Below are 25,764 nucleotides of genomic sequence, written 5' to 3' on the forward strand. Positions count from 1 at the left end.
ACTATGGCTTGACTCACACCAGTAGGGATTGGGTCTTGCGGATGAAGGCGGTTTCTTCTAAGATTAATGAGAAAGCTTTAGTGCTTGAAAATTGTACAGCGAGAAACCGTCCAAAAGGCGGAGATCATAATCGGGGTGACGAACATGCAACTGGAAAAACTGAAGGGGAAAGGGATTGAACAGCTTTTTGAAGCGATTCTGTCTCTGGAAACCATTGAAGAATGCTATCAATTTTTTGACGATTTGTGCACGGTAAACGAAATGCAGTCGCTGGCGCAGCGGCTGGAGGTAGCGCGCATGCTCCGCAAGGGCTTTACTTACAACCAGATCGAGGCGGAGACAGGGGCCAGCACAGCCACCATCTCCCGCGTCAAGCGCTGCCTGAACTACGGCAACGACGGTTATCAGATGGCGCTGGAGCGCATTGGAAAATAGCTAGGAGGCAGGCAACGTTGATTGACTATCGCAGTTGGCGCCATACGTTTAAGCTGGACCCGGACAAAACCATTGACGACGAGGCGCTGGAGCTTGTTTGCGAGTCCGGTACAGACGCGATTATTGTCGGCGGTACGTACGGCGTGACATTCGACAACACGCTCGACCTGATGTCCCGCATCCGCCGCTACGCCGTTCCGGCTGTGCTGGAGATTTCTTCGCTCGACGCAGTCGTCCCCGGTTTTGATGCCTATCTGATTCCGCTCGTGCTGAATGCGGGTGATCCCGACTGGATGTTTACGCCGCATGTCACCGGACTGAAAACATATGGCGCCTATATTCACTGGGACGAGATTATTACGGAAGGTTATCTCATCGCCAATCCCGCAGCAGGTGCGGCCAAGCTGACGCACGCGCGGCCGATTGCGGACGCCGCAGAAGCGAAAGCATACGCGCAAGTCGCGACCAAAATCTGCCGTCTGCCTGTCGTTTATTTGGAGTACAGCGGCACGTACGGCGATCCTGCGATCGTCAAGGCGTGCAAGGCTGGAGCGGACGAAGCCCATGTCTTTTACGGGGGCGGCATTCGCACTCCGCAGCAAGCGGCGGAAATGGCGGCGATTGCCGACACGGTCGTTGTGGGGAACGTGATTTATGATGATTTGCAAGCAGCTTTGGCGACGGTGGCTGCCGTGAAGGGTTAACAATAGCAGACAGAAGACGAGAGCCACCAATGAGGGGAGGCTCTCTCTTTTTTGTGGGGACACGGTTTGGAAAACTGGGTTGGACCGCAGCTTCGTGTGCGAACCGGCGACGGCGACAATGAAGGGATGATGGTCGAAAAGAAACCGCCGAATTTGTATATATTCTGGCGGTTTAGGCTGCTTATTCTTATTTTTTTAAATCCTCTAGCAACTTAATGATTTTGTCGTTTTGTTTGACTATGCTCCTTAAATTAAACGCAACAGCTAGCAGAAGAGCCACTATTACAGGCATGTAGAAGACTTCCAAAATTGTCATTATCTTCACCTCGTTTATTTAGGATATCTGATATATGTGAAACGAGCAATCCATCAAAAGTATGGATTGCTCGTTTTTTTTAAAATTCACTTTGAAGGTTCGGAAGGGTCAATACTATTAAATGCTCGAGCGGCTTTTTTCTCATGAGGAATCATGTCATTCATGATATTTAAGCATACACTTGTCAAAGCGAAGGCAGCAGCAATACCTGCCATAATACCAACGGTAAGTGCTAGAGGGGGATTTACACATATCGCTGCGATTACGGCAGAAAACCCAACGCCAGGAACACCCCAAGCAATTGCAGTTGCTAAATTTTCTTCAAGATTTCTTAGATTGTCGATAGCTTCAGCAAAATCCCCCAAATCATCATCATTACTGTTATTTTCAAATGTTGTCATAGTTTCACCCTCCCATTGGAGAGCCCAAAAATCTTGATTTTTATAATAATCGTAGTAAATTTCATAGCTTCCCTCGTAAGATGCTACACTGTTTTCGACATCTGGGGAAATAGCCAATGCTTTTACAGACCTTTTCTTTTCGGCGTAATCGTCTATATCGATGCTTGTAATATCGCCATTTGTTTCGATTTCTAATACATTGGTATCTTTGTGTAGTCGGGTGATTACCACTTCATTATCTGTTGTAACTTTCGTCTCCCTGACACGCTCATCTTCTGTAATATACTCGATTTGAACATTCTCATCAGCAAACCCATCCAGCTTTTGGAGTTCTTCGTTCAGTGTCTTCACATATTCTAGGTTTGCTTGCTTAGCTGCGGTTATCGGAGCGAGCATGGCAGTAAAAGTAAAAGTGGTAATAACAGCCGTTGAAGCAATCTTCATGAAATTTTTTCTTAATCCAAACATACCAAAATCCCTCCTATTTGTATTTTTATATTTTAATTCCATATAATCAAAATAAATGAAATCTGGATATATGTCAAATAATAGTTAATATAAAAAAAGAATTTATAGTTGTTGGCATTTTTAACCTCTGTCGTATTAAGACAAGTTTATTGAATAGAGCGTATCTATTTCAGACGATGGAAGAGGCTCTCAGACCTGAATGCCACGCAAGAGATAGGCACAAGACAAGCCCCTATTTTTCGCGTTTAAACTGGCCCCGGACAAAATCGTTGACGACGAGGAGTTGAAAGTAATTTGCCAAATCGGGCACAGACAATCGTCAGAAGCACTTACGGTGTCACATTTGACAATGCGCTGGAGCTGATGCCCCACATTCGCTGCTATGCAGTCCCGACCGTCCTGGAGATTTCCTCGCTCGATGCCGTGATGCCGGGCTTTTATTCGTATTTGCTCCCCCTCGTCCTCAATTTGGGCAATCCCGGGTGGATCTTTCCCTCCACGTATCGAGATTGAAGGTGGACGATAAGGGAAATTTTACCTACGCAACCAGCTTCGACAAGCCCTAATCGGCAGGAGTTCCCTCGGCCCTCGTTGTACATGTAAATCAGCGGGGGGTGCTTATGTACAAATTGATTTTGGTAGATGACGAAGAAGATGTAAGAGAAGGGGTCAGTCAGGAGATTGACTGGCACGCATACGGATTTGAAGTGCTGGCAAAGGCCGAGAACGGCAAAGAAGCGCTCGACCTCGTGGAGCGACTTAGGCCGGATGTGGTCGTGACCGATATCCGGATGCCGTTTATGGACGGCTTGCAGCTGGCGGAAGCCGTGCGCAGACAGTTTCCCGCGACCCGCATTATCATTCTCACGGGCTTTGACGAGTTTGAATACGCCCAGAAGGCCGTCAAGCTCTACATTGATGAATACGTGCTCAAGCCGTTTTCCGCCGTCGAGTTGATCGACGCGCTGGTCAAGGTGAAGAACCGGATGGACGAGGAAGCAGCTCAACGGGAGAACAATCAGCTGCTGCGAGAGCGCTACCGAAAAAGCTTGCCGGTATTGCGGGAAGTTTTTTTGTCCTCGCTGCTGACTCGCCGGCTGACGCGCGAGGCCATTTGGACAAAGGCGGCAGAATACGGTGTGGCCCTGCAAGGCAGTGAATTTCTCGTGGCGGTCATCTCGCTGGACCTGAAGAAAAAAGAGGAAGCAGAGATTCTCCAGTTCGCCGTGAAAAACATCGCCCAGGAGCAGCTTCAGCTCGGATCGTATGCGGGGCTCGTCTTTTTGCACAACGATCTGGTCGTGCTGCTTCTGCAAAAGGAAACGGGCGAACAAGAGCGGCTGGAGCACCTGATGCAAGGGCTGGCTGAGGAAATCCGGCGTCTGGTGGAAAAATATTTGGGCGTTACTGTGACGGTCGGGGTCGGAACGGTCGTCCCTGATGTGACACAGCTATCCTATTCTTACGAGGACGCCGGCCTTGCGCTCGATTATCGCGGAATTCTCGGCAACAACCGGCTCATTTTTATCGATGACGTCGAATCGCAGCCGCGAGCCAGCGTGCGCTTCGATGAACGCAAGGAGCACGATCTGGTCCGCTGCATCAAGATGGGGACGGAGACAGAACTGCACACGGTGGTCGACGAACTGTTCGCCGACGTCATCGAAGGGAATGTTTCGATTCACGATTATCGCATTTATTTGCTGGAGATCATGACGACGATTTTGAAAACCGCCCAGCGCGCCGAACTGGATATGGATCGGTTGCTTGGCGGACAGACGCACCTGCTTGCAGAGATCACGACATTTACGAGCGTGCAGGAGGCGAAAAGCTGGATCATCGACATATGCCGGAAAATCATGAACAGCATCGCCAGCGGGCGCAACAATACGTACAAGCGGCTCGTCGACCAGGCGATCGCCTACACGCACCAGCATTACCAGTCACCGGACATTTCCATCCACAAGGTGTGCGCCGAGCTGCACATCAGCCCCGGCTATTTCAGCAGCATTTTCAAACGGGAAACCAAGATGACCTTCGTGTCCTATCTTCTGCAACTGCGCATGGAAAAGGCAAAGGAGCTGCTTCTCACGACCGATCTGAAGACCTTCGAGATCGCCGAGCGGGTCGGCTATTCGGATGCCAACTACTTCAGCTTCTGCTTCCGCAAGCACGTCGGGTTGTCGGCCAAAGAATACCGCAACAGCAGAGGAAATAGCGGAAAAGAGGAAATGCGATGAAAAGGCTCCTGTCGGGCGTGGTAGACGCGATCAAGGCCAAGAGCATCCAGTTTATCATCACGACGTCCTTCACTCTCGTTACGGTACTTGTGGTGCTGTTTGTCGGCGTGATGCTGTACAGCAAATTTACAGAGACGGCGGAGCAAAATGCCTACCTGAATACGCAGCAGATTCTTGAGCAGGTCAAATACAATCTGGACAGCTATTTGAACGGAACGACGCAAATTTTCGAACTGGTCGACGACAAGATCAGGCGCAGCCAGGGCGTAGCCTTGGAGAAGCTGACCGAGCAGTTGGAAGCTATCGTTGAGACACGCAAGGACATCGTCTCGATTGCCGTGTTCAGCCGCACGGGCGAGCTGTTGATCGGGACGCCCGCCAAGCCGATGCGCAAAAACAGCGAGCTTGCGGAGCAGAGCTGGTTTCAGTCGGCTGTCGCTGATCCGAACAACCTGTCCTTTTCCTTGCCGCACATTCAAAACCTGTTCAAGGGCGAGTACACCTGGGTCGTCTCCATGAGCAGGGGCATCACGATCAAGGGGGACAGAGGAGACATCCCCGCCGTGTTGCTGGTCGACGTGAACTTCAAGGAGATCGACGACCTGTGCCAGCGGGTCGGACTGGGCAAAAAGGGGTACGTCTACATCATCGACCTGGTCGGCAACATCGTGTACCATCCGCAGCAGCAGCTTGTTTACGTAGGGTTGAAGAACGAAAATCGCTCGCTGCCGCTTCGCTATTCCTACGGCAGCTACGTGGATGATTCCGGGGGAGAGCAGCGCCTGATTACGATCAAGACCGTCGATCAGCTGGGCTGGAAAATTATCGGCGTCTCGTACATGGACGAGATTGCGACGATGAAAAGCGAGATCAGCCGCTTTTTGATCTGGCTGCTGTGCTTTGTGTTCGTCATCGTGCTGCTTTTGCTCTCCTACATTTCTGCGAAAATCTCGCGGCCGATCATGATGCTGGAGCGGTCGATGGAACGGGTGGAGCAAGGCGACTTCACCGTCAACGAGCCGATCCGCGGGTGCCATGAGGTCGAGCAGCTGTCTGCGCGCTTTCACCTGATGATGGCCAAGGTTCGGGAGCTGATGAACCAGATCATCCGCGAGCAGGAAGCCAAGCGCAAGAGCGAGCTGGAAGTGCTGCAGGCGCAGATCCATCCGCATTTTTTGTACAATACGCTGAACTCCGTCGTGCGCATGGTCGGCATCGGGAAAAATGAAGACGTCATCACGACGATTACGTCCTTGTCCAAGCTGTTCCGCATCAGCCTGAGCCGAGGCAAGAGCATCATCACGGTACAGGAGGAGATCGAACACGTCAGAAATTATCTCATCATTCAAAAAATGCGCTACAAGCAAAAGTTCGAGTACGAGATCGAAGCCCGGGAGGAAGTGCTCGCCTGTAAAACGTTGAAGCTGCTTCTGCAGCCAATCGTGGAGAACGCGATCTACCACGGAATCGAGCCGATGGCTGATCCGGGGCATATCCGAATATCCGCTTCCCTGTGCGAAGGCAAGCTGCTCTTTGTGGTCCAGGACAACGGCCTTGGGATGCCGCCGCATGTGCGCGAACAGGTTCTGGCGGGAGGGTATAAAAGCGAGGGCGGATCAGGAGTAGGCATTCAAAACGTTAACGAGCGCATCCGACTGACCTTCGGCGAAGAGTACGGACTTGAGATCGAGAGCGAGCTGGAAGTCGGGACGACAGTCAAGGTATGGCTGCCGTACCTGCGCGATGACGAACAAGAGGGCTGACCATATGGAGACAATCAAACGTTATGTCATATACACGCTGTTGCTGGCCGTCGCAGTCGCGGCCTTTACCTTCTGCGATTCCCGGCTGGACGAGGCGCATCCGGGCCGGAAAAAGACCGTGGCGCTGATCGTGCGCATGAAGCATGGCGACTACTGGCGGACCGTGAAGCTGGGGGCGGAGACGGCGGCCAAGGAGTACGATCTCAACCTCAACTTTTACGCGCCGGACTACGAGGAAGACACGCAGACCCAGATGGAGCTGCTCAGGCAGGCGGCGCTCGACGGTTACGACGCCCTGGTGGTGGCGCCGAGCGGAGACAGGGTGCTGCAGGAGGCGATCGCGCTGACCAATCCGCGCGTCCCGATCATCACGCTCGACACGGAGGGGCAGCAGACAGCCGTGAAGAGCTACATCGGCACCGACAACTACGATATGGGCAAAAAGGCGTGCGAAAAGATGATTCAGTTGATCGGAAAAAGCGGTCAGATCGCCTTGATGGGCACAGGCAGGAGCACGGCGAATGCCGTGAGCCGGGAAAGGGGCGTGCGCGATGTGATCGCAGGCGAAAAGCACGTGGAGCTGGTGTCCGCCGAATACGGCAAGCTGGACAAAAAGCTGGTTGGCGAGCTGACCCGCGACTTGTTCCAGCACTATCCCGAGATCCAGGGCATCATTGCGCTGGATGCGAGCACGGCAGTCGACGTGGCGGAAGAGATCGAGAAAATGGGCTTGCAGGAAAAGATCAAGATCGTGGCGATCGACAACCCGTCAGAGGTGCTGGAATATTTGCAGGAAGGGGTCATTTCCGCGACGATCATCCAGAAGCCGTTTTCCATGGGCTACCTTGGGGTCAAATACGCGCTGGACGCAAGCGAAGGACGCCCGGTGCCGAGCCGGGTGGATACGGGTACGAAAGTCATCGACCGGGAAAACATGTTCTGGTCCGAAAACCAGAAGCTCCTGTTTCCTTTCGTCAAATAACGAAGTAAAAATGATGAGAATTTTCATAAAAATGCGCAGGATTTTCGATGGAATCCGAAATGGAAAACGTTTACATTCTGTATATATAAGATGTACACATAGGGAATAAAGGGGGAAGTTTTCATGAGAAAGCTAGTTGCTAGTACGCTGGTCGCCGCGATGACTCTCTCGGTAGTCGGCTGTTCCCAATCGACAGGTTCGCAGCCTGCCTCCGGGGGAGACGGCAGTTCAACTGCACCAGCTGCCCAGGCGCCCGCAGCTTCGGAGGGCAATCCGAAAATCGGTGTTGCCATCTACAAGTTTGACGACACCTTTATGACAGGTGTGCGCAATGCCATTTCCAAAGCGGCGGAGGGCAAGGCCGAGGTGGACATCGTCGACAGCCAGAATGCCCAGCCTACGCAAAACGACAAGGTCGATCTGTTCATCAACAAAAAAGTAAGCGCTCTCGCCATCAACCCGGTAGACCGGACGGCGGCAGGGGTTATCATCGACAAGGCGAAGCAGGCGAACATTCCGATCGTCTTCTTCAACCGCGAGCCGATGCCAGAGGATATGCAAAAATGGGACAAAGTGTACTACGTGGGAGCGAAGGCAGAAGAGTCCGGTACGATCTCTGGCCAGCTATTGGTCGACTTCTGGAATTCTCATCCGGAAGCGGACAAAAACAAGGACGGCGTGATGCAGTACGTCATGCTGAAAGGCGAGCCCGGACACCAGGATGCGGAACTGCGGACGAAATTCTCCGTCAAGGCGATCGAGGACGCAGGCATCAAGGTGGAGAAAGTGGCAGAAGATACCGCGATGTGGGATCGCGTGAAAGGGCAGGAAAAAATGGCGGCGTTCCTCGCGGCAGCGGGTGACAAGATCGAAGCTGTGCTGGCCAACAATGACGACATGGCGCTGGGCGCGATCGAAGCACTGAAGGCAGCCGGATACTTCACGAACGGCAAGTACATACCGGTCGTCGGCGTAGATGCTACGGCTCCGGCGCTCAAGGAGCTGGAAGCAGGCACGCTGCTCGGAACGGTGCTCAACGATGCGAACAGCCAGGGCCGGGCGACACTGAACATCGCGACAGCCTTGGCGAAGGGCGAAACGCCGAGCAAGGAAATGATCGGCTTCGACATTACGGACGGCAAGTACGTTTGGGTGCCGTACAAAAAAATCACCAAAGAAAACATAAACGACGCGAAATAGAGCTTTCAGCTGGCAGCAGGGGACGAGAAAAAGCGAGAGAGTCGGTTGATGAACGAAATCGATCTGTCTCTCTTGCTTTTTCCTGCTTACAGGGCCGCACCCGCATCCTGCCGGAGTGAGGAGGCTTTGAGGGTTCGACTTTCCGTAAGCGAGGAGGCATCGGCATGGTTCAAAGCGCTTATTTGCTAGAGATGAACAACATATCCAAAGAATTTCCCGGTGTGAAGGCACTCGACAACGTCACGTTGAAAGTGCGGCCAGGAACGGTGCACGCCTTGATGGGAGAAAACGGGGCAGGCAAGTCTACCTTGATGAAATGCCTGTTTGGCATCTACAAGCCGGACGGCGGCGAAATCAAGCTCAACGGAAAGCGCGTGACGCTGAACAGCTCCAAGGAAGCGCTGCTGCACGGCATCTCCATGATCCACCAGGAACTGCACCCCGTTCCTTTTCGCAATGTGATGGAAAACATCTGGCTTGGCCGATTTCCCGTCAAAAAGATTGGTCCTTTTCCGTTTGTGGATGAAAAGAAAATGGCAAGCGATACGAAAAAGCTGTTTGCCGATCTGGGGATGGATCTGGATCCGTATGAAATCGTGCGCAATCTCTCGGTATCCAAAGTGCAGTCGATTGAGATCGCCAAGGCTGTCTCGTATCAATCCAAGGTCATTGTGATGGACGAACCTACTTCCTCGCTGACCGGAAACGAAGTGGAGCAGCTGTTCACCATCATCCACGAACTGAAGAGCAGGGGCGTCGCGATCATCTACATTTCGCACAAAATGGAAGAAATATTGCGAATTTCCGATGACGTGACCATCATGCGCGACGGCAAGCTGATCGGCACCTGGCGAGCAGCCGAGCTGACGACCGATCTGATTATCTCAAAAATGGTCGGGCGCGATCTGACGCAGCGGTACCCGCAGCGGAGCAATACACCAGGGGATGTATTGCTGAAGGTCGAGGGTCTGACGTCGGCATTCGCTAATTCGTTCCGCAACGTCTCCTTCGAGCTGCGCAAGGGGGAAATTCTCGGCGTCGGCGGGTTGGTCGGGGCGCAACGGACAGAGCTGATCGAGGCGTTGTTCGGACTGCGCTCAATCAGTGCGGGGAAGGTGTATTTGCACGGCAAGGAAGTGCGAATCCGTTCGCCCAGGGAGGCCAAAAATCACAAAATGGCCTTGCTGACAGAGGAGCGGCGGGTGACGGGTATCATCCCCGTGCTGCCCGTTTTGGAAAACACCGTCATTGCCAATCTGGCCAAGTACGAGAATCGCTTTTTTCTGCTTGACGAACGCAAACGGCGGGAGGACGTCAGCCAGAGCATCGAGAAGCTCCGGGTAAAGACGCCGTCGATGAAGGCGCTCATCAAAAACCTGTCCGGCGGCAACCAGCAAAAGGTGTTGCTTGCCAGGTGGCTTTTGACGGAGCCGGATATTTTGCTGCTGGACGAGCCGACCCGCGGCGTAGACGTCGGGGCCAAGTACGAGATTTACACCATCATTGCAGACCTCGCCAAGCAAGGCAAAAGCATTATCATGATTTCTTCCGAGATGCCGGAGTTGCTCGGAATGTCTGATCGCATCATGGTCATGAGCAACGGACAGCTCTCCGGGGTCATTGATGGAGCGGAAGCGACCGAAGAAGAAATCATGAGACTGGCTACCATGCATTTGGGCTGACCAGAGAGGGAGGACTCATATGAACGCTATTACACAAAAGAAAATACAGAGCTTCGTGACACAGAATGCCATCTATATCGTTCTGGTCGTACTCATCGCGGGGATTGCCATCTACGACACCAATTTTCTTTCGATCACGACGCTGCGGGATATTTTGCTGCAGTCGTCGACGCGGGCAATCATCGCTTTGGGAGCGGCATTTGTTTTGATTACAGGAGGAACAGACCTGTCTGCAGGGCGCGTCGTCGGGTTGACCGCCGTTATCTCAGCCTCCCTGCTGCAGGACCCCAATTACCCGCGTCGCTTCTTCCCGGATTTGCCGGACCTGCCGCTGCTGGTGCCGATCCTGATCGCCATCGCGGCTGGCCTGCTTGTCGGGCTCATCAACGGAATCATCGTCTCTCGTTTCAGCGTCCCTCCGTTCATCGCCACGCTGGGTATGATGGTCATCGTCTACGGGGTCAACTCCATCTACTTTGACATGGAGCCGAACCAGTCCCAGCCGATAGGCGGGCTGCGCCAGGACTTCGGGCAACTGGGCACCGGCTTTATTGGACCGAGCGGCCCGTATTCGATCCCGTACATCGTCATCATCGCGATCGTCGTCTCCATACTCGTCTGGGTCGTCTTCAACAAGACGCGGCTCGGCAAAAACATGTACGCCATCGGCGGAAACATTCAGGCGGCGACGGTGTCAGGAATCAACGTAGGGTTGAATCTGATAATCATCTACGCTATCGCCGGGGGCCTCTACGGTCTGGGCGGCGTGCTGGAGGCGGCGCGCACAGGTGGCGCGACCAACAACTACGGCAACATGTACGAGCTTGACGCCATCGCGGCGTGCGTGGTGGGCGGCGTGTCCACCTCGGGCGGGATCGGTACCGTTCCCGGCGTCCTGGCAGGTGTCCTCATCTTTGGGGTCATCAACTACGGCCTGACGTTCATCGGCGTCAATCCGTACTGGCAGCTGATTATCAAAGGGTTGATTATCGTGGCAGCCGTCGCTTTTGACATCCGCAAATATTTGGCGAAAAAATAACGTTCAAAGCCCCCGATCCGTCCGCGCTATGGCGGAGTCGGGGGCGTTTTGCGTGGCGGGGCACCAGCCTTTTATCGGGCGGGCATGACATGTGCCGCGACGTCTGGATACGCTGTTTTCCAGTGGATGGAAAAGTGTCGCAACTCCGGTTACAATGGAGCAAACAAATCTCTCGGAAAGCAAGGAAGGAACCCAATGAGACCGAAAACACGAGGCAAATGGAGGCTCGCGGCAGGCATCAGCTATTACCGGCTGAAGCGGTGGTGCGAGTGGTGGTTTGGGGGCAGGCGCTATGCGAAGAAGAGGTGCAGTGAGCCGCTGCCGTATGTCCACATGCGCCACCAGACGATCCTGCTGCGTGAGTTGAAAGATGTGGAGATGTGGATGCAGCACAACAAAGTGACCAATCTGCGGCTGGCGGTCCGCCGTCTGGACGGCCTGAAGATTCTGCCAGGCGAGACTTTTTCCTATTGGCGGACGATTGGCAAGCCGACCCGGCGCAAAGGATACGTGGACGGAATGGTGCTGTCGCACGGCCGGGTGACGGCTGGCGTCGGCGGCGGGCTTTGCCAGTTGTCCAATCTGCTCTACTGGATGACACTGCACACCCCGCTTACAGTGATCGAGCGGCACCGCCACAGCTACGACGTCTTTCCCGACGCCGGGCGCACACAGCCGTTCGGGAGCGGAGCGACCTGCTTTTACAATTACCTCGACCTGCAGATCGCAAACGAGACCAAGCAAACGTTTTCTCTTCATGTGCGAGTGACGGACACGCATCTGGTCGGAGAGTGGCGATCCGACATGCCGCCGACACGAAAGTATGAGATCGTGGAAAAAGATCACGCCATCCAGCCTGCCATCTGGGGAGGATACGAGCGCTCCAATCGGCTGTACCGCCACGTATACACGCTGGAAGGGGAGTGGATCGGCGAGGAATGGGTAGCGGATAATCGCGCGATGATGATGTATGAGCCTCTGCTGCAGGAAGGCCCATCTGCTGCGGACGGACAAAAGTCGGGAGGATGATGTTTCCTGTTCACGATCCCAACTGGCACTCGACTCCATTCTGTGCGAAAATAGGAACATATGCACTCGTCTAGGGAACGTGGAAAGGTGGACTTATACATATGTCTTTAGCAGAGCGAATTACAGCAGGCTTGAACCCGCAGCAGCGGGAAGCCGTACTGACGACAGAAGGCCCTGTCCTGATTCTGGCCGGAGCGGGCAGCGGCAAGACCAAGGTGCTGACGCAGCGCATCGCGTATCTCATCAGCGTAAAGCAGGTGGCGCCATGGAGCATTCTTGCCATTACCTTCACGAACAAGGCGGCGCGGGAGATGCAAAACCGCGTGGCGGCAATTATTGGCGGCGTGGCAGCGCAGGATACGTGGCTGTCGACGTTTCACTCCCTATGTGTGCGAATTTTGCGCAGGGACATTGACCGAATGGGCATCAGCCGCAACTTTACCATTCTTGACGCGGGCGATCAGCTGTCTGTCGTCAAGCAGTGCCTGAAGGAGCTGAACATCGATCCGAAGCAGTATGAGCCTCGCTCGATTTTGGCGGCCATCAGCGGAGCGAAAAACGAGCTGACAGACCCGGCCACTTATGCCAGACTCGCAGGCGATCCGTTTGCGCAGGTCGTGGCGAAGGTGTACGAGGCGTACCAGAAAAAGCTGAAAAGCAACCAGTCGCTGGACTTCGACGACTTGATTATGACGACCGTTCGCCTGTTCAAGGAAGTGCCGGAAGTGCTGGAATTTTACCAGAAAAAATTCCGCTACATTCACGTCGACGAGTACCAGGATACGAACCGCGCCCAGTACATGCTGATCTCCATGCTCGCGGACAAATACCGCAACGTATGCTGCGTGGGGGACGCCGACCAGAGTATCTACAAATGGCGGGGAGCGGATATTTCCATCATCCTCAACTTTGAAAAAGACTATCCGGAAGCGAAGCTCATCAAGCTGGAGCAAAACTACCGCTCGACGAAAACGATTTTGCAGGCAGCCAACCAGGTGATCGCCAACAACAAGCTGCGCAAGGAAAAGAAGCTGTGGACGGAAAATCCGGGCGGAGACAAAATCACGTGCTTCCAGGGCGAATCCGAGCACGACGAGGCGTATTTCATCGTCGATACGATCCGCAAGCAGTTGCCGACGTACAAGCGCTACGACAAGTTTGCCGTCCTGTACCGGACGAACGCCCAGTCCCGCGTGGTGGAGGATGTGTTCATCAAGTCGAACATTCCGTACACCATCGTCGGCGGGACGAAGTTCTACGACCGCAAGGAGATCAAGGACATCCTGGCATACCTGCGCCTCATCTCAAACCCGGACGACGACATCAGCCTGCAGCGGATCATCAACGTGCCCAAGCGCAATATCGGGGACACGACGGTCGAGAAGCTGCAAGCCTACGCCAATGCAAACGGCCAATCGCTGTATCAGGCGATTCAGGAGGTCGCCTACATGGGGCTGCCGGCGCGCACGACAAATGCCATTTTGTCGTTTAACGACCTGATTACCAACCTGATGCAGATGACCGACTACCTGAGCGTGACCGAGCTGGTAGAGGAAGTGCTGACGCGCTCCGGGTACCGCGATTCGCTCAAAGAGGATAAAACGCTCGAAGCGCAGGCGAGACTGGAGAACATCGATGAGTTTCTTTCGGTGACGCAGGAGTTTGAGCGCAAAAACGAAGACAAGAGCTTGCTTGCGTTTTTGACCGATCTGGCACTGGTCGCGGACATCGACTCGCTCGGGGAAGACGGGGAAAAAGAAGAAGCAGCGGAAAACGGGCAGGTTGTCCTGATGACGCTGCATAGCGCCAAAGGTTTGGAGTTTCCTGTCGTGTTCCTCGTCGGTATGGAGGAAGGCGTATTCCCGCACAGCCGTGCGTTGTTTGACGACGTCGAGATGGAGGAAGAGCGCCGCCTCGCGTATGTGGGCATTACCCGGGCAGAGGAGCGGTTGTACTTGACGTGTGCACGGATGCGGACGCTGTTCGGCCGGACGAATGTGAGCGTGCCGTCGCGTTTTTTACAGGAAATCCCAGCGGAACTTTTGGAAGGAAATCCTGCAAGCGCCGATCAGAGCTTTGCCGGCAGTCGCGGCGGGGCTTTCGGGCAACGCGATTCAGGGGCGAGAGCATTTGGCTCTGCGACTTCGCGAGGGGGCGGCGGCAGCTTCGGCATGACAAAGCCGGGCATGGCGCAGCGCTTTGCCGGAGGCTCACAGGCAACGTTTTCCCGTCCGGGCATGCAGGCTGGCGACAAGCTGCCTGGCCACGGCCAGGGTGCCGGAGTGGATTGGAAGGTCGGAGACAGGGTGCAGCACGGCAAATGGGGCACAGGCACTGTCGTCAAGGTCAAAGGGACAGGCGACGACATGGAGCTTGACATCGCGTTTCCAAGCCCGACTGGCATCAAGAAGCTGCTTGCAAAATTCGCACCGATACAGCGGGCATAAGGGAGAACTATCGCTAAAGTAAAGGATGAACAAGATGGATCGATTGACGGCGGAAACAAAAATCAAGGAATTGGCGAAACGAATTGAACGGCATAATCGTCTTTACTATGAAGAAGATCGGCCTGAGATTACCGACCAGGAATACGATCAATTGATGCGGGAGCTGATCGAGCTGGAAACCCGGTTCCCGGAGCTGGCTTCCCCGGATTCTCCTACCCAGCGCGTGGGAGGGGAGCCTTTGCCATTCTTTGAAAAGGTCGTGCACAAGACGCCGATGCTCAGTCTTGGCAACGCCTTTGGCGAAGCGGATATTAGAGATTTCGACCGCCGCGTCCGCCAGGCAGTAGGCAACCAGCCTGTGCGCTACGTGGCGGAGCTGAAAATCGATGGGCTGGCTGTTTCCCTTCACTACGAAAACGGGATGTTTGTCCGCGGAGCGACTCGCGGAGACGGGACGACAGGCGAGGACATTACGCAAAACCTGAAAACGATCCGCTCGATTCCGCTCAAACTGACCAGGCCGCTGACATTGGAAGTGCGCGGCGAGGCGTACATGCCCAAGGCTGCTTTTGAAAAGCTGAACCGGGAGCGGGAAGAGCGCGGGGAGCCGCTGTTTGCCAATCCGCGCAACTCGGCGGCAGGCTCACTGCGCCAGCTCGACCCGAAAATTGCCGCCTCCCGTCAGCTCGACACTTTCATTTACAGCATCGGCGAGCTGCAAGGCGAGACTGTCGAGTCCCACAGCGAGGGGCTTGAACTGCTCGAATCGCTTGGATTCAAGGTGAACAAGGAGCGCCGCGTTTTCGACGACATCGAGGAGCTGCTCGCTTTTATCGACAGCTGGACGCAAAAACGCCCGAGCCTGCCTTACGAAATCGACGGCATGGTCATCAAGGTAGACAGCTACGCGCAGCAGGAGGAACTGGGCTACACAGCCAAAAGTCCGCGCTGGGCGATTGCCTACAAGTTTCCTGCGGAGGAAGCGATCACGATTCTCGAAGGCATTGAAGTGTCGGTAGGACGAACCGGGAGCGTGACACCGACAGCCCTTTTGAAGCCGGTCAGCCTGGCGGGCACGACGGTCAAGCGCGCTTCTTTGCACAACGAGGACATCATCCGGGAAAAGGGCTTGCTGATTGGCGACCACGTCGTCGTGAAAAAAGCGGGCGACATCATCCCTGAAATCATAGCAGTGCTGCCGGAGCGCCGAACCGGAAACGAGACGCCGTTTGCCATGCCGACGCATTGTCCGGAGTGCGGCAGCGAACTGGTGCGGCTGGAGGAAGAGGTCGCCTTGCGCTGCATCAATCCGATGTGTCCGGCGCTGATCCGCGAAGGCATGATCCACTTTGTGTCCCGCGCGGCGATGAACATCGACGGACTCGGTGAAAAAGTGGTGGCGCAGCTGTATCGCGACGGCATCATTCACAGCGTGGCAGACCTGTACTACCTGCATGAAAAGCGCGATGTCCTGCTTTCCATGGAGCGCATGGGCGAGAAGTCGGTAGACAACCTGCTGGCAGCCATTGAAGCGAGCAAGCAAAACTCGCTGGAACGCGTACTGTTCGGACTTGGCATTCGCCTGGTCGGAGCCAAGGCAGCGCGCGTGCTGGCCGAGCATTTTGGCCATATCGACGCGATCATGCAAGCTTCCGAGGAAGAGCTGACGCAAATTAACGAAATCGGGCCGAAAATGGCGGCAAGCCTCATCAACTACTTCGCCCAGCCGCAGGCACAGGCGGTTATCGAGCGGCTGAAGGCAGCCGGCGTGAACATGGAGTACAAAGGCGTGCGCGTTGAAGCTGGCGCAGATTTGCCGTTTTCCGGAAAGACAATCGTCCTCACAGGAACGCTTTCGCAAATGTCTCGTCAGGAGGCAGAGGAAGCGATTGTCCGACTGGGCGGCAAGGTGACGAGCAGCGTCAGCAAAAAGACCGATTTGGTCATTGCGGGAGAAAAAGCCGGCTCGAAGCTGGAGAAGGCTGAAAAACTGGGCGTTCCTGTCATGGACGAAGCCGGATTTTTGGAGATTCTCAAATAACAAGCGCCTGTAAAGAAAACAGTGGCGACAGACGGATGAGCCAGGGAAGGGACGTGAGGAGCATGAATAGCTTTAAGCGATGGGGAATAGGAGCAGTGGCAGTGCTGCTGTTGGGCGGTTGCAGCGACAGCGGAAACGTGCAGGAAAAGTCGGCTCCCTCTTCGGTTATGGCGGCTGCTCTGCAAGGTGACTTGACCTATCAGGACGTTTTGGAAAAGGGAGAGACGATTCACACGCTGGCGATGACCCCCGATGCTGCATATGTATGGGTGGGCACGCATGCGGGACTGTACAGTTCCACTGGAGGAGGCCTGTGGGGCCTGCTTTCTCCGCAATTGGAGCAGTTTGACATCGTCGGCTGGTTTGTGGACCCGGAAGATTCCGAGCACATTTATGTCGGCGGAAACGAAGGAGTACGACGCTCAACTGACGGCGGCAAAAACTGGACCCCGGCGAGCAACGGCTTGCCTGAACCTGCCCAGATTCGCAGCTTTGCCGGAACGCGTCAGGGGGAAAAAGTTCGCCTGTTCGCTTTTGTATCGGGTGAAGGCATCTACCAGTCGACGGACAAGGGAGAGACGTGGAGCCTTTGGCAGCCGATGGACCAGGAAGTATATGCCATGGATTTTGACCCGAAGGAGAATCGTCTCTATGTAGCCGCACAATTCAGCTTGCTCTATAATGAAGAGGGGCAGTGGAAGACAGAGGAGATTCCGGAAGCAGAGCAAATCTATTCGCTCTCTGTGAACAGGCGCACTGGCGTTCTCGCTGTCGCAACGGAAAAAGGCGTCTATGAAAAAATCGACGGAGAGTGGCGTTTGCTTGATGCGCGCTCACCGGAAAAGCTGATCGTCATCGCCTCAGGCGGCGGCGATACAAAATGGGTGGGAATCGGCGAATCGGCGCTGATCTACAAGCTCAGCGACAATCGCTGGACCAAATGGAACTAGTCCCATTTTTTCAAGACAAAAGGAGTAGCGTATGAAAGCGAAGTTTTCGACAGGATGCAGGTACATAGCTGCGATTGTGCTCGCGATTGCGACCGCTGGCTGTTCGTTGTTGCCAGGGGGCAAGGTTCAATCGCCCGAGCCTACCGCGCCATCCTTGTCTGAAGTAGTGGAAGTATCCGAGGATTACTACGGCAGCATCACGCCGTACAAACCGAATTTGACGCGCGGCATGCTCAACAGTACGAGATACCGGATTGATTTCAGCCACCTGGAACTGGGCTTGATGGAGTTTGCCCGCGATACGTTCCCGACCTCCGAGTATTATTTCCAGGAAGGTCAAGTGGTGAAAAAAGAACAGGTGACACAATGGATTGCCCAGGAAAAAGCGAGCGGCACAAACGGGCAGCAGAAAAACGGTATCCTCGTACACGTACTGGAGCATGACTACCTGAACAAAAAAGACAAACAGTTGGCCGGGATGGTGCTGGGCTTGTCTGTCTCGCCGAACTATCAGGACGCGACGGGCAAAGAAATGGTGTACACCCAGCAGGAACTGCAAGCAAAAGGCCAGCAGCTTGCTTCCACCATCGTTTCGGCATTGCGGGTGAGCGCGCCGAATGTGCCGATGCTGATTTTGCTGTATCAGGTGCCAGAGGCCAATTCATCGCTCGTGCCGGGCCATTTCATCATGTCGGGAACGGTGGCGGCCAACGAGTCGGCTGTATCGAAGTGGCAGCCGATCAACGAGGAATTTTTCCTGTTTCCGAGCGCGGATGTCGAAAAAAAATACGCTCAGCAATCGTTGCAGTACGACAAGCTGATGCGGCAAGCGCAGGCTTATTTCGGGGAGTACGTCGGCATGACAGGCGTTGGACGCTTTATGGACGGCAGACTGACCGAGCTGACGATTACGGCCACGGCGGAGTACGACTCGCGGACGGAGGTTCTCCAGTTTACGCAGTATGCCGCCGGAAGTATCAACCAACTGTTCGACAAAAGTGTTCACGTCAACCTGTACGTCCAGTCGATGAACAAACCGCTGGCGATCTATATTCGCCCGACATCCGGCGATCCGTATATGCATCTTTATCGCCAATAGAGGGAGAGAAGCCCGATTTGCACCAACCAAGTGCGAATCGGGCTTTTTGTGCAAGATGTGAACAAAAGTGTATATGATTTGAGCAGATTGTAAACAAAAGTGTCGATTATCGCTTTCTGAACTTGGCTGTTGTTTTTCGCGAAAAAAGCAAACACTATCGAAGTCGAGCTATTCAGTTTGAGGTTGGTATGATCCTTGCATATGTTTTATGAGTGATCTCAGGAAGAAATTGATAAGGAGGCGTCACCAAATGCAAGTTGAATTCAAAAACGAGGCGTTTACCAATTTTAGCCTGCCGGAAAATAAAAAGGCATTTGAAGAAGCACTCGCCAAAGTAGAAAGCGAGCTTGGCCGCGAGTACCCTCTCATCATTGGTGGAGAGCGCATCACAACCGAGAAAAAATCCAAATCCATCAACCCTTCCAACAAAGAACAAGTAGTGGGCGTTGTTTCCCAGGCAGACCAGGCGTTGGCTGAAAAAGCGATCCAAACCGCAGCCAGCACTTTCGAAACCTGGAAAAAGGTTCCTGCGCAAGCGCGTTCCCGCTATCTCTATAAAGCAGCAGCCATCTTGCGCCGCCGCAAGCATGAATTCTCTGCCTGGCTGGTAAAAGAAGCCGGAAAAAGCTGGGCAGAAGCTGACGCGGACACAGCAGAAGCTATCGACTTCATGGAATACTACGGCCGTCAAATGGATAAACTGTCCCAACGCCATGAACTGACACGCATTCCGGATGAGGACAACGAGCTGTACTACGTTCCACTCGGCGTAGGCGTAGTCATCCCGCCATGGAACTTCCCTCTGGCGATCATGGTCGGTATGACAACAGCAGCGCTCGTAGCGGGTAATACCGTCGTGCTGAAGCCTGCTTCCACTACACCGGTTATTGCAGCGAAATTCATGGAAATTCTCGAAGATGCTGGCGTACCAGCCGGTGTTGTGAACTTCGTTCCAGGCTCCGGCAGCGAAATCGGCGACTTCCTCGTAGAGCACACGCTGACTCGCTTCATCAGCTTCACAGGCTCCCGTGACGTAGGTCTGCGCATCAACGAGCTGGCTGCGAAACATCGCCCAGGCCAAAAATGGATGAAGCGTCTGGTAGCGGAAATGGGCGGTAAAGACTCCATCATCGTTGACAACGACTGCGACATCGAGTTGGCTGCCCAATCCATCGTCACTTCCGCATTCGGCTTCTCCGGTCAAAAATGTTCCGCTTGCTCTCGCGCAATCGTTCACCAGGACGTGTACGATCAAGTGCTGAACCGCGTAGTAGAGCTGACCAAGCAACTGACTGTAGGCGACGTGAGAACAAACGACTTCTACACAGGTCCAGTTGTGGATGAAAAAGCGTACAACAAAATTCTCGAATACATCGAGATCGGAAAAACAGAAGGCAAACTGGTTGCAGGTGGCGAAAAAGGTCCAGAAACAGGCTACTTCATCATGCCAACCGTATTTGCTGACGTAGATCCGCAAGCGCGCATCATGCAGGAAGAAATTTTTGGCCCGGTAGTAGCATTCTGCAAAGCCAACGATTTTGACCATGCACTGGAAATCGCAAACAACACCGAGTACGGCTTGACTGGCGCAGTTATCAGCCGCAACCGTGCAAACCTGGAGCGCGCTCGTGAAGAGTTCCACGTGGGCAACCTGTACTTCAACCGCAAGTGCACAGGCGCACTGGTTGGCGTGCATCCGTTCGGCGGCTTCAACATGTCCGGTACCGACTCCAAAGCGGGCGGCCCAGACTACCTGCTGCTGTTCACCCAGGCAAAACTGGTTTCGGAAAAACTGTAAAAAACACACCGCAAAGCTGCCTCCAAACGGGGGCGGCTTTTTTGCGCTCATTTTGTCCACACTAAAGGGTAGAAAATGATGTTCGGGCAGGTGAGCGCAGCTGTTTACTTACATTGCATCAGGGCTCTCGACATTTTTTCTCGTCTACTTGCTGATGCCGTTAGCATACCGTTTGGCGTGGAAAACGAAGCTGCTGGATATTCCCAGAGGAAGGAAAGGACACAAAAGGCCTATGCCCTTGTCCGGCGGGCTGGCGATGTTTGTCGGGCTGCTGTTGGTGACAACTTTTTTTGCAGGGGCGCAAAAAACGGTGGCAGTTTTGGCAGTTGGCGGTCTGCTGCTGGTGGCGATCGGCTGGGTGGACGACGCCTTCAAAGCCCGGCAAAAAGATTTTCCTGCCTTGCCGAAGCTGCTGGTTCAGTTGGCGGTTGCCGTTCTGGCTTTTCTCTTCGATATCCGGTTTCGCGGTATCAGCTTGACCTGGCTCGGAGCGGAGGAAGGGACATACGTTTCGTTTCCGGTACTGGTTTCCTTGCTGGCGACGGTGTTGTGGATTGTGGGACTTATCAACATGGTGAACTTTTTGGATGGGGTGGACGGGCTTGCGGCCGGGGCGACATCCTTTTCCGCAATCACCTTGTTTTTCCTGTCCATGGCAAAGGGGCAGGAAGTGACTGCTCTGCTTGCGGTTGCGCTGGCGGGAGCTGCACTTGCTTTTTTACGGTTTAATTTTTATCCCGCGAAAATTTTCATGGGGGATGCAGGGGCTATGTTTCTGGGGTTTGCGCTGGGGGTAATCTCGTTGGAGGGCACAATGAAAGGTGCGACGCTCATCTCGCTGGTCGTGACGGTGCTGGCGCTTGGCTTGCCCGTCGTGGACACGCTTCAGGTGATAATTAGCCGGCTGCTGGCCGGTTCACCGATGTACCAGGCAGATCGCAGGCACGTTCACCATCGGCTGATGTCGTTTGGCCTGTCGGCCAAACAGACGGTCGTCGTCCTGTACCTGGTGAGCTTGCTATTTTCCATTCTGTCCGTATTTCTGTTTTTATACGGGTAGATTGCTATTGCCTTAACGTGATGAAGCCTTTGGCAAAAGAGCGGCCGCCAATGAATTGGCGCAGCCGAAAACGATTCATAAAACGGCGAACGGCTCAGTTTTGTGCGGGATCGAAGAAAAAGAACTGGTTGCGTCCCGTCTCTTTCGCTTTGTACAAAGCCTTGTCCGCATTGCTCAGCAACTGGTCCGCTTCGCTTGCGGAAACAGGGTAAAGCGCGATACCGATGCTGGACGTAACGGAGAAAGTCTGGCCCCGAAAGCTCCACGGCTGTTGCAGCGAATGCAAAATCCGGGTTGCGACTTTTTCCGCCTGACGCTCGTTCTGGATGCCTGTCAGAATGACGACGAATTCGTCTCCCCCCAAGCGAGCGACCATATCCTGTTCGCGGACACAAGCCTGAAGGCGCTGGGCGAGCATTTGCAGAAAAGTATCCCCGGCATCATGCCCCAACGTATCGTTAATTTGCTTGAAATGGTCACAATCGAGATAGAGGGCGGCGACCATTTCGCCAGATTCCTTGGCCTTTTCCAAAGATTGCTGGAGATTTTCGTACAGCAGACGTCTGTTTGGCAAGCCGGTAAGCACATCGTGGTAGGCCATGTATTCCAATTGCCATTCCAGTTTTTTGCGCTCGGTAATATCCCTGGTCACGGAAAAAACGTGAGTGCATACCCCATCGGAGTTGAAGACGGGAGAGAGAATCGACTCTCCGATCATGTCGCCTTTTGTTGTGAAGTGGGTGGGGCTTGCGTCTTCCACTGTCTGTCTGTACATGCTGTTGAGCAGGTCCGCTTTGTCCGGAGGATATACTTCTTCTATCAATTTTCCGTAGGTGTCCTCACCCAGATTTGCTCCCTTCATAGCGGCTGGATTCATTAAGACATACCGGAACTGATAATCCCCATTGGCGTTTTTTTCTACCGCCATGAGGAAAAACATGTCCGACATGTGATGAAATAAGCTGGTCAAAATGTTGCTGTGCTGACTGATGATTGTTGTAATATCAAGCTTAGCCATATGTGTAGTCTCCTGATTGTAGGCTTGTCCCATTATTATAGTATAGCAAGCCCAGTCAAGGAAATGATGAGGCGTTGGTAATAGTGCAGGGTTTACTGGTTGTAAGTGGAAGTGGTAAAGTAAGGGTATTCGCTACTTGCTGTCTAATCGAAAACGATTAAGGAGTTCCACTTATGCGTAAAAAGCTATTGCCAGGTCTGATTCATCGACTTCCGCAAAATGCAATGTCGCGGACCATGGGGAAAATCACCGCTTCTCGATTCAGTCGATTAGCGATCCAACGATACATTCGTCACTATAAAATTGATGCCTCCATCATAGAAAAGCCGGTAACGGAATACCGGACGCTCAAGGAATTTTTTACCCGCCGTCTGAAGGCAGGAGCAAGGCCAATCGCTCCCGGACACGATGTGATCGTAAGCCCGGTGGACGGGACCGTCTCCCAGCTTGGCGACATCTGTGAGGGCACGCTGATTCAGGCAAAAGGCAAAGAGTTCAGCGTGACAGAGCTATTGGGCGGCTCGGAGGAAGAAGCGAAGCGCTACTACGGCGGAAAGTTCATCACGATCTATTTGAGCCCGCGCGACTATCACCGCATCCACATGCCAGTGGCGGGAAATTTGGTCCGCTACAGCTATTTGCCGGGGCGTCTCTATCCGGTGAACCGGCTCGGGATTGAAAATGTGGACCGACTGTTTGCCCGCAACGAACGGCTAGTCACCTACATCAAGACGAAAGGCCTGGGAGACATGGCATTGGTCAAGGTTGGCGCACTGTTCGTCGGCAGCGTCAAGGTCGTGTACAATACGGCCACGACCAATATCAAACACGGCCGGCAAACCACCGAGCCAATCGAAGGCACTCCACACTACGAAAAAGGCGACGAACTGGGCTGGTTTGAGTTTGGATCTACCGTCATTTTGCTGCTGGAATCGTCGCAGATAAAATGGGCAGAGGGTGTGGAAAAAGGCAAGTCACTGCTCATGGGGCAGGTGCTGGCGAAGGTAGAAAAGGAACAAGCATAGCGGCTCGTTGCCAGAAAAATAAAAGCCGAATGAAAAAGGAGTCCCGCTGGAAACAGGGATTCCTTTTTTCTATGGAATATTTGGATGTTTTCTAATAAAAAGCTGCGATTAACACTGGGACCGCGTCCCGCCTATTGCCTCGCCTGTAAAGCATTTTCACTCGAAAAATTTTTGTTTCTACACGGCCGAATCCGCGCGAAAATTGACTGAACCTGCTGTTTTCAAGTAAGATCAAAGTTATGTGAGACGATTCGGAGGTGGAAGAGATGAGTGCCATCACTCGCAAAGAAGTAGAGCATGTAGCCAATCTGGCCCGCTTGCAGTTGACGGAAGACGAGGCTTTGCAATACACAAAGGACTTGAACGCCATCCTGGAGTTTGCCGCGAAGCTGAACGAGCTTGACACGTCCAACATTGAGCCGACCAGCCACGCTACGGATGTGAAAAACGTGATGCGCGAGGACGTGAACAGACCGTCGCTGCCGCGCGAGGACGTGCTGAAAAACGCACCCGATCACGAGGACGGGCAATTCAAAGTACCGGCTGTATTCGAATAATCTGTCAGGAGAACGAGAAGGGAGGAACCCACTGTGTCGCTGTTTGACAAGCGATTGTCGGAAATACATAGCGCCTTGCGCGCAAAAGAGCTTTCAGTCACAGACCTGGTGCAGGCTTCCATCGCAAGCATCAAGGAGCATGATGTAAAAATCAAGTCCGTCCTGCACGTGGATGAGGAGGGCGCACTCGCCCATGCTCGTCAGTTGGACGAGCGTTTGGTCAAGGAAAACGGGGAGCTTGGGCTCCTGTTCGGCTTGCCGGCGGGACTCAAGGACAACCTGATTACAAAAGATGTACGGACAACCTGCGCCAGCAAATTTTTGGCGAACTACGATCCTGTCCATGACGGAACCGTTTCCAAAAAGGTGAAGGAAGCAGATGCCGTAATCGTGGCGAAGCTGAACATGGACGAGTTCGCCATGGGCGGCTCCAATGAAAACTCCGGTTTCTTCCCGGCGAAAAACCCGTGGAACACCGATTACGTGCCAGGCGGCTCTTCTGGCGGTTCTGCCGCGGCGATGGCTGCCCGCCACTTCTATTTCACACTCGGCTCCGATACAGGCGGCTCCATTCGCCAGCCAGCCGCTTTTTGCGGTGTCGTTGGCCTGAAGCCGACTTACGGCCGCGTGTCCCGCTTCGGTCTGGTGGCTTTCGCTTCTTCTCTCGACCAGATCGGACCTCTGACCAAGAACGTAGAAGACGCGGCATACGTGCTGCAAGCGATTGCCGGACATGACGAGTACGACTCCACCTCTGCCAATGTGGAAGTGCCGGACTATCTCTCCGCGCTCACTGGCGATGTCAAAGGTCTGCGCATCGGCGTGCCACAAGAGCTGATCGGCGAGGGCATTGATGCCGAGGTGCGCGAGGCTGTACTCGCCGCCTTGAAGCAGCTGGAGAGCATGGGCGCAACCTGGAGCGAAGTCTCCATGCCGCATACCGAATACGCGGTACCAGCCTACTACCTGCTGTCTTCCTCGGAAGCGTCGTCCAACCTGGCACGCTTTGACGGCGTGCGCTACGGCGTGCGCGCAGACAATTCGTCCAACCTGATTGAGCTGTACAAGGAATCGCGCAGCCAAGGCTTCGGACCGGAAGTAAAACGCCGGATCATGCTCGGAACCTATGCGCTTTCGTCCGGCTACTACGACGCCTACTACAAAAAGGCGCAGCAGGTGCGCACGCTGATTATCCAGGACTTCAACAACATTTTCGCCGACTTCGATGTGATTTTGCACCCGACGACGCCATCGACCGCTTTCAAAATCGGCGAAAACGTCAACGATCCGGTCAAAATGTATCTGGAAGATATTTGCACCGTTCCTGTCAACCTGGCAGGACTGCCAGCGATCAGCGTACCGTGCGGATTCGCCCAAAACGGTCTGCCAATCGGTATGCAGATCGTCGGTCGCGCGTTTGACGAATCCACCGTATTGCGCGTAGCACATGCGTACGAGCAGGCAGCAGGCTACAGCGAGCGCAAGCCGGAATGGGTGAGGGGGTAAGAGG

At 54.0% G+C, this 25,764-nt stretch carries 21 protein-coding genes; 19 read left to right on the forward strand and 2 right to left on the reverse strand.

Annotated elements, in window-relative coordinates; genetic code table 11:
* The first annotated feature begins 144 nt into the window (after positions 1-144).
* Together EDM57_RS01145 and pcrB are read left to right on the forward strand one after the other, a co-directional pair.
* Positions 145-435 carry a YerC/YecD family TrpR-related protein gene (locus tag EDM57_RS01145; RefSeq protein ID WP_122903015.1) on the forward strand — a complete coding sequence of 97 codons (291 nt, stop codon included), beginning with the start codon at positions 145-147 and terminating at the stop codon, positions 433-435.
* 17 nt (positions 436-452) lie between these two features.
* Complete coding sequence (gene pcrB / locus EDM57_RS01150; protein ID WP_122902952.1) at positions 453-1,139, forward strand: heptaprenylglyceryl phosphate synthase; 687 nt, start codon at positions 453-455, stop codon at positions 1,137-1,139.
* Between the two features lie 402 nt (positions 1,140-1,541).
* On the opposite strand, the gene EDM57_RS01155 is transcribed toward pcrB, so the two are convergent.
* Complete coding sequence (locus EDM57_RS01155) at positions 1,542-2,324, reverse strand: geobacillin-26 family protein (RefSeq protein WP_122902953.1); 783 nt, start codon at positions 2,322-2,324, stop codon at positions 1,542-1,544.
* Positions 2,325-2,618: 294 nt separating this feature from the next.
* Here EDM57_RS01155 and EDM57_RS01160 point away from each other — a divergent pair, with 294 nt between their 5' ends.
* The 14 genes from EDM57_RS01160 (at position 2,619) to EDM57_RS01225 (ending at position 21,654) form a co-directional block, all read left to right on the forward strand.
* Entirely contained in the window at positions 2,619-2,837 is a 219-nt protein-coding gene (locus EDM57_RS01160; RefSeq protein WP_246005703.1) for a geranylgeranylglyceryl/heptaprenylglyceryl phosphate synthase, read from the forward strand.
* A 107-nt stretch (positions 2,838-2,944) separates the two neighbouring features.
* Complete coding sequence (locus EDM57_RS01165; RefSeq protein WP_122902954.1) at positions 2,945-4,564, forward strand: response regulator transcription factor; 1,620 nt, start codon at positions 2,945-2,947, stop codon at positions 4,562-4,564.
* Complete coding sequence (locus EDM57_RS01170; protein WP_122902955.1) at positions 4,561-6,327, forward strand: sensor histidine kinase; 1,767 nt, start codon at positions 4,561-4,563, stop codon at positions 6,325-6,327. Before EDM57_RS01165 ends, EDM57_RS01170 begins: the two co-directional genes overlap by 4 nt.
* Positions 6,328-6,331: 4 nt before the next feature.
* Entirely contained in the window at positions 6,332-7,309 is a 978-nt protein-coding gene (locus EDM57_RS01175; RefSeq protein ID WP_122902956.1) for a substrate-binding domain-containing protein, read from the forward strand.
* Between the two features lie 123 nt (positions 7,310-7,432).
* Positions 7,433-8,509 carry a galactose ABC transporter substrate-binding protein gene (locus tag EDM57_RS01180; protein WP_122902957.1) on the forward strand — a complete coding sequence of 359 codons (1,077 nt, stop codon included), beginning with the start codon at positions 7,433-7,435 and terminating at the stop codon, positions 8,507-8,509.
* Between the two features lie 164 nt (positions 8,510-8,673).
* Positions 8,674-10,191, forward strand: a complete 1,518-nt coding sequence (locus EDM57_RS01185; RefSeq protein WP_122902958.1) for a sugar ABC transporter ATP-binding protein — start codon at positions 8,674-8,676, stop codon at positions 10,189-10,191.
* Positions 10,192-10,210: 19 nt separating this feature from the next.
* Positions 10,211-11,230, forward strand: a complete 1,020-nt coding sequence (gene mglC / locus EDM57_RS01190; RefSeq protein WP_122902959.1) for a galactose/methyl galactoside ABC transporter permease MglC — start codon at positions 10,211-10,213, stop codon at positions 11,228-11,230.
* Between the two features lie 195 nt (positions 11,231-11,425).
* A complete protein-coding gene (locus EDM57_RS01195) occupies positions 11,426-12,259 on the forward strand; it encodes a VanW family protein (protein WP_122902960.1) in 834 nt (277 codons plus the stop codon).
* A gap of 101 nt (positions 12,260-12,360) precedes the next feature.
* The gene (gene pcrA, locus EDM57_RS01200; RefSeq protein ID WP_122902961.1) at positions 12,361-14,706 is read left to right on the forward strand and encodes a DNA helicase PcrA; all 2,346 of its coding nucleotides are present in this window, start codon (positions 12,361-12,363) and stop codon (positions 14,704-14,706) included.
* 34 nt (positions 14,707-14,740) lie between these two features.
* Complete coding sequence (gene ligA, locus EDM57_RS01205; protein ID WP_122902962.1) at positions 14,741-16,747, forward strand: NAD-dependent DNA ligase LigA; 2,007 nt, start codon at positions 14,741-14,743, stop codon at positions 16,745-16,747.
* A 62-nt stretch (positions 16,748-16,809) separates the two neighbouring features.
* The gene (locus EDM57_RS01210; protein ID WP_122902963.1) at positions 16,810-17,697 is read left to right on the forward strand and encodes a WD40/YVTN/BNR-like repeat-containing protein; all 888 of its coding nucleotides are present in this window, start codon (positions 16,810-16,812) and stop codon (positions 17,695-17,697) included.
* 31 nt (positions 17,698-17,728) lie between these two features.
* A complete protein-coding gene (locus EDM57_RS01215; protein WP_122902964.1) occupies positions 17,729-18,796 on the forward strand; it encodes a CamS family sex pheromone protein in 1,068 nt (355 codons plus the stop codon).
* 250 nt (positions 18,797-19,046) lie between these two features.
* Positions 19,047-20,594 (forward strand): L-glutamate gamma-semialdehyde dehydrogenase, encoded by a 1,548-nt coding sequence (gene pruA, locus EDM57_RS01220; RefSeq protein ID WP_122902965.1) that lies wholly within the window; start codon positions 19,047-19,049, stop codon positions 20,592-20,594.
* 232 nt (positions 20,595-20,826) lie between these two features.
* Positions 20,827-21,654 carry an MraY family glycosyltransferase gene (locus tag EDM57_RS01225; protein WP_246005704.1) on the forward strand — a complete coding sequence of 276 codons (828 nt, stop codon included), beginning with the start codon at positions 20,827-20,829 and terminating at the stop codon, positions 21,652-21,654.
* Between the two features lie 94 nt (positions 21,655-21,748).
* On the opposite strand, the gene EDM57_RS01230 is transcribed toward EDM57_RS01225, so the two are convergent.
* Positions 21,749-22,672, reverse strand: a complete 924-nt coding sequence (locus tag EDM57_RS01230; protein ID WP_122902966.1) for a sensor domain-containing diguanylate cyclase — start codon at positions 22,670-22,672, stop codon at positions 21,749-21,751.
* Positions 22,673-22,845: 173 nt separating this feature from the next.
* Between EDM57_RS01230 and asd the strand changes: the two genes are divergently transcribed.
* The 3 genes from asd to gatA all read left to right on the forward strand — a co-directional run bounded on the left by asd (position 22,846) and on the right by gatA (position 25,760).
* Complete coding sequence (asd, locus tag EDM57_RS01235) at positions 22,846-23,697, forward strand: archaetidylserine decarboxylase (protein WP_122902967.1); 852 nt, start codon at positions 22,846-22,848, stop codon at positions 23,695-23,697.
* A 266-nt stretch (positions 23,698-23,963) separates the two neighbouring features.
* Positions 23,964-24,254, forward strand: a complete 291-nt coding sequence (gene gatC / locus EDM57_RS01240) for an Asp-tRNA(Asn)/Glu-tRNA(Gln) amidotransferase subunit GatC (protein WP_122902968.1) — start codon at positions 23,964-23,966, stop codon at positions 24,252-24,254.
* A gap of 33 nt (positions 24,255-24,287) precedes the next feature.
* Entirely contained in the window at positions 24,288-25,760 is a 1,473-nt protein-coding gene (gatA, locus tag EDM57_RS01245; RefSeq protein WP_122902969.1) for an Asp-tRNA(Asn)/Glu-tRNA(Gln) amidotransferase subunit GatA, read from the forward strand.
* Positions 25,761-25,764: the final 4 nt, after the last annotated feature.

The organism is Brevibacillus gelatini (genome assembly GCF_003710935.1).
GTDB lineage: Bacteria > Bacillota > Bacilli > Brevibacillales > Brevibacillaceae > Brevibacillus > Brevibacillus gelatini.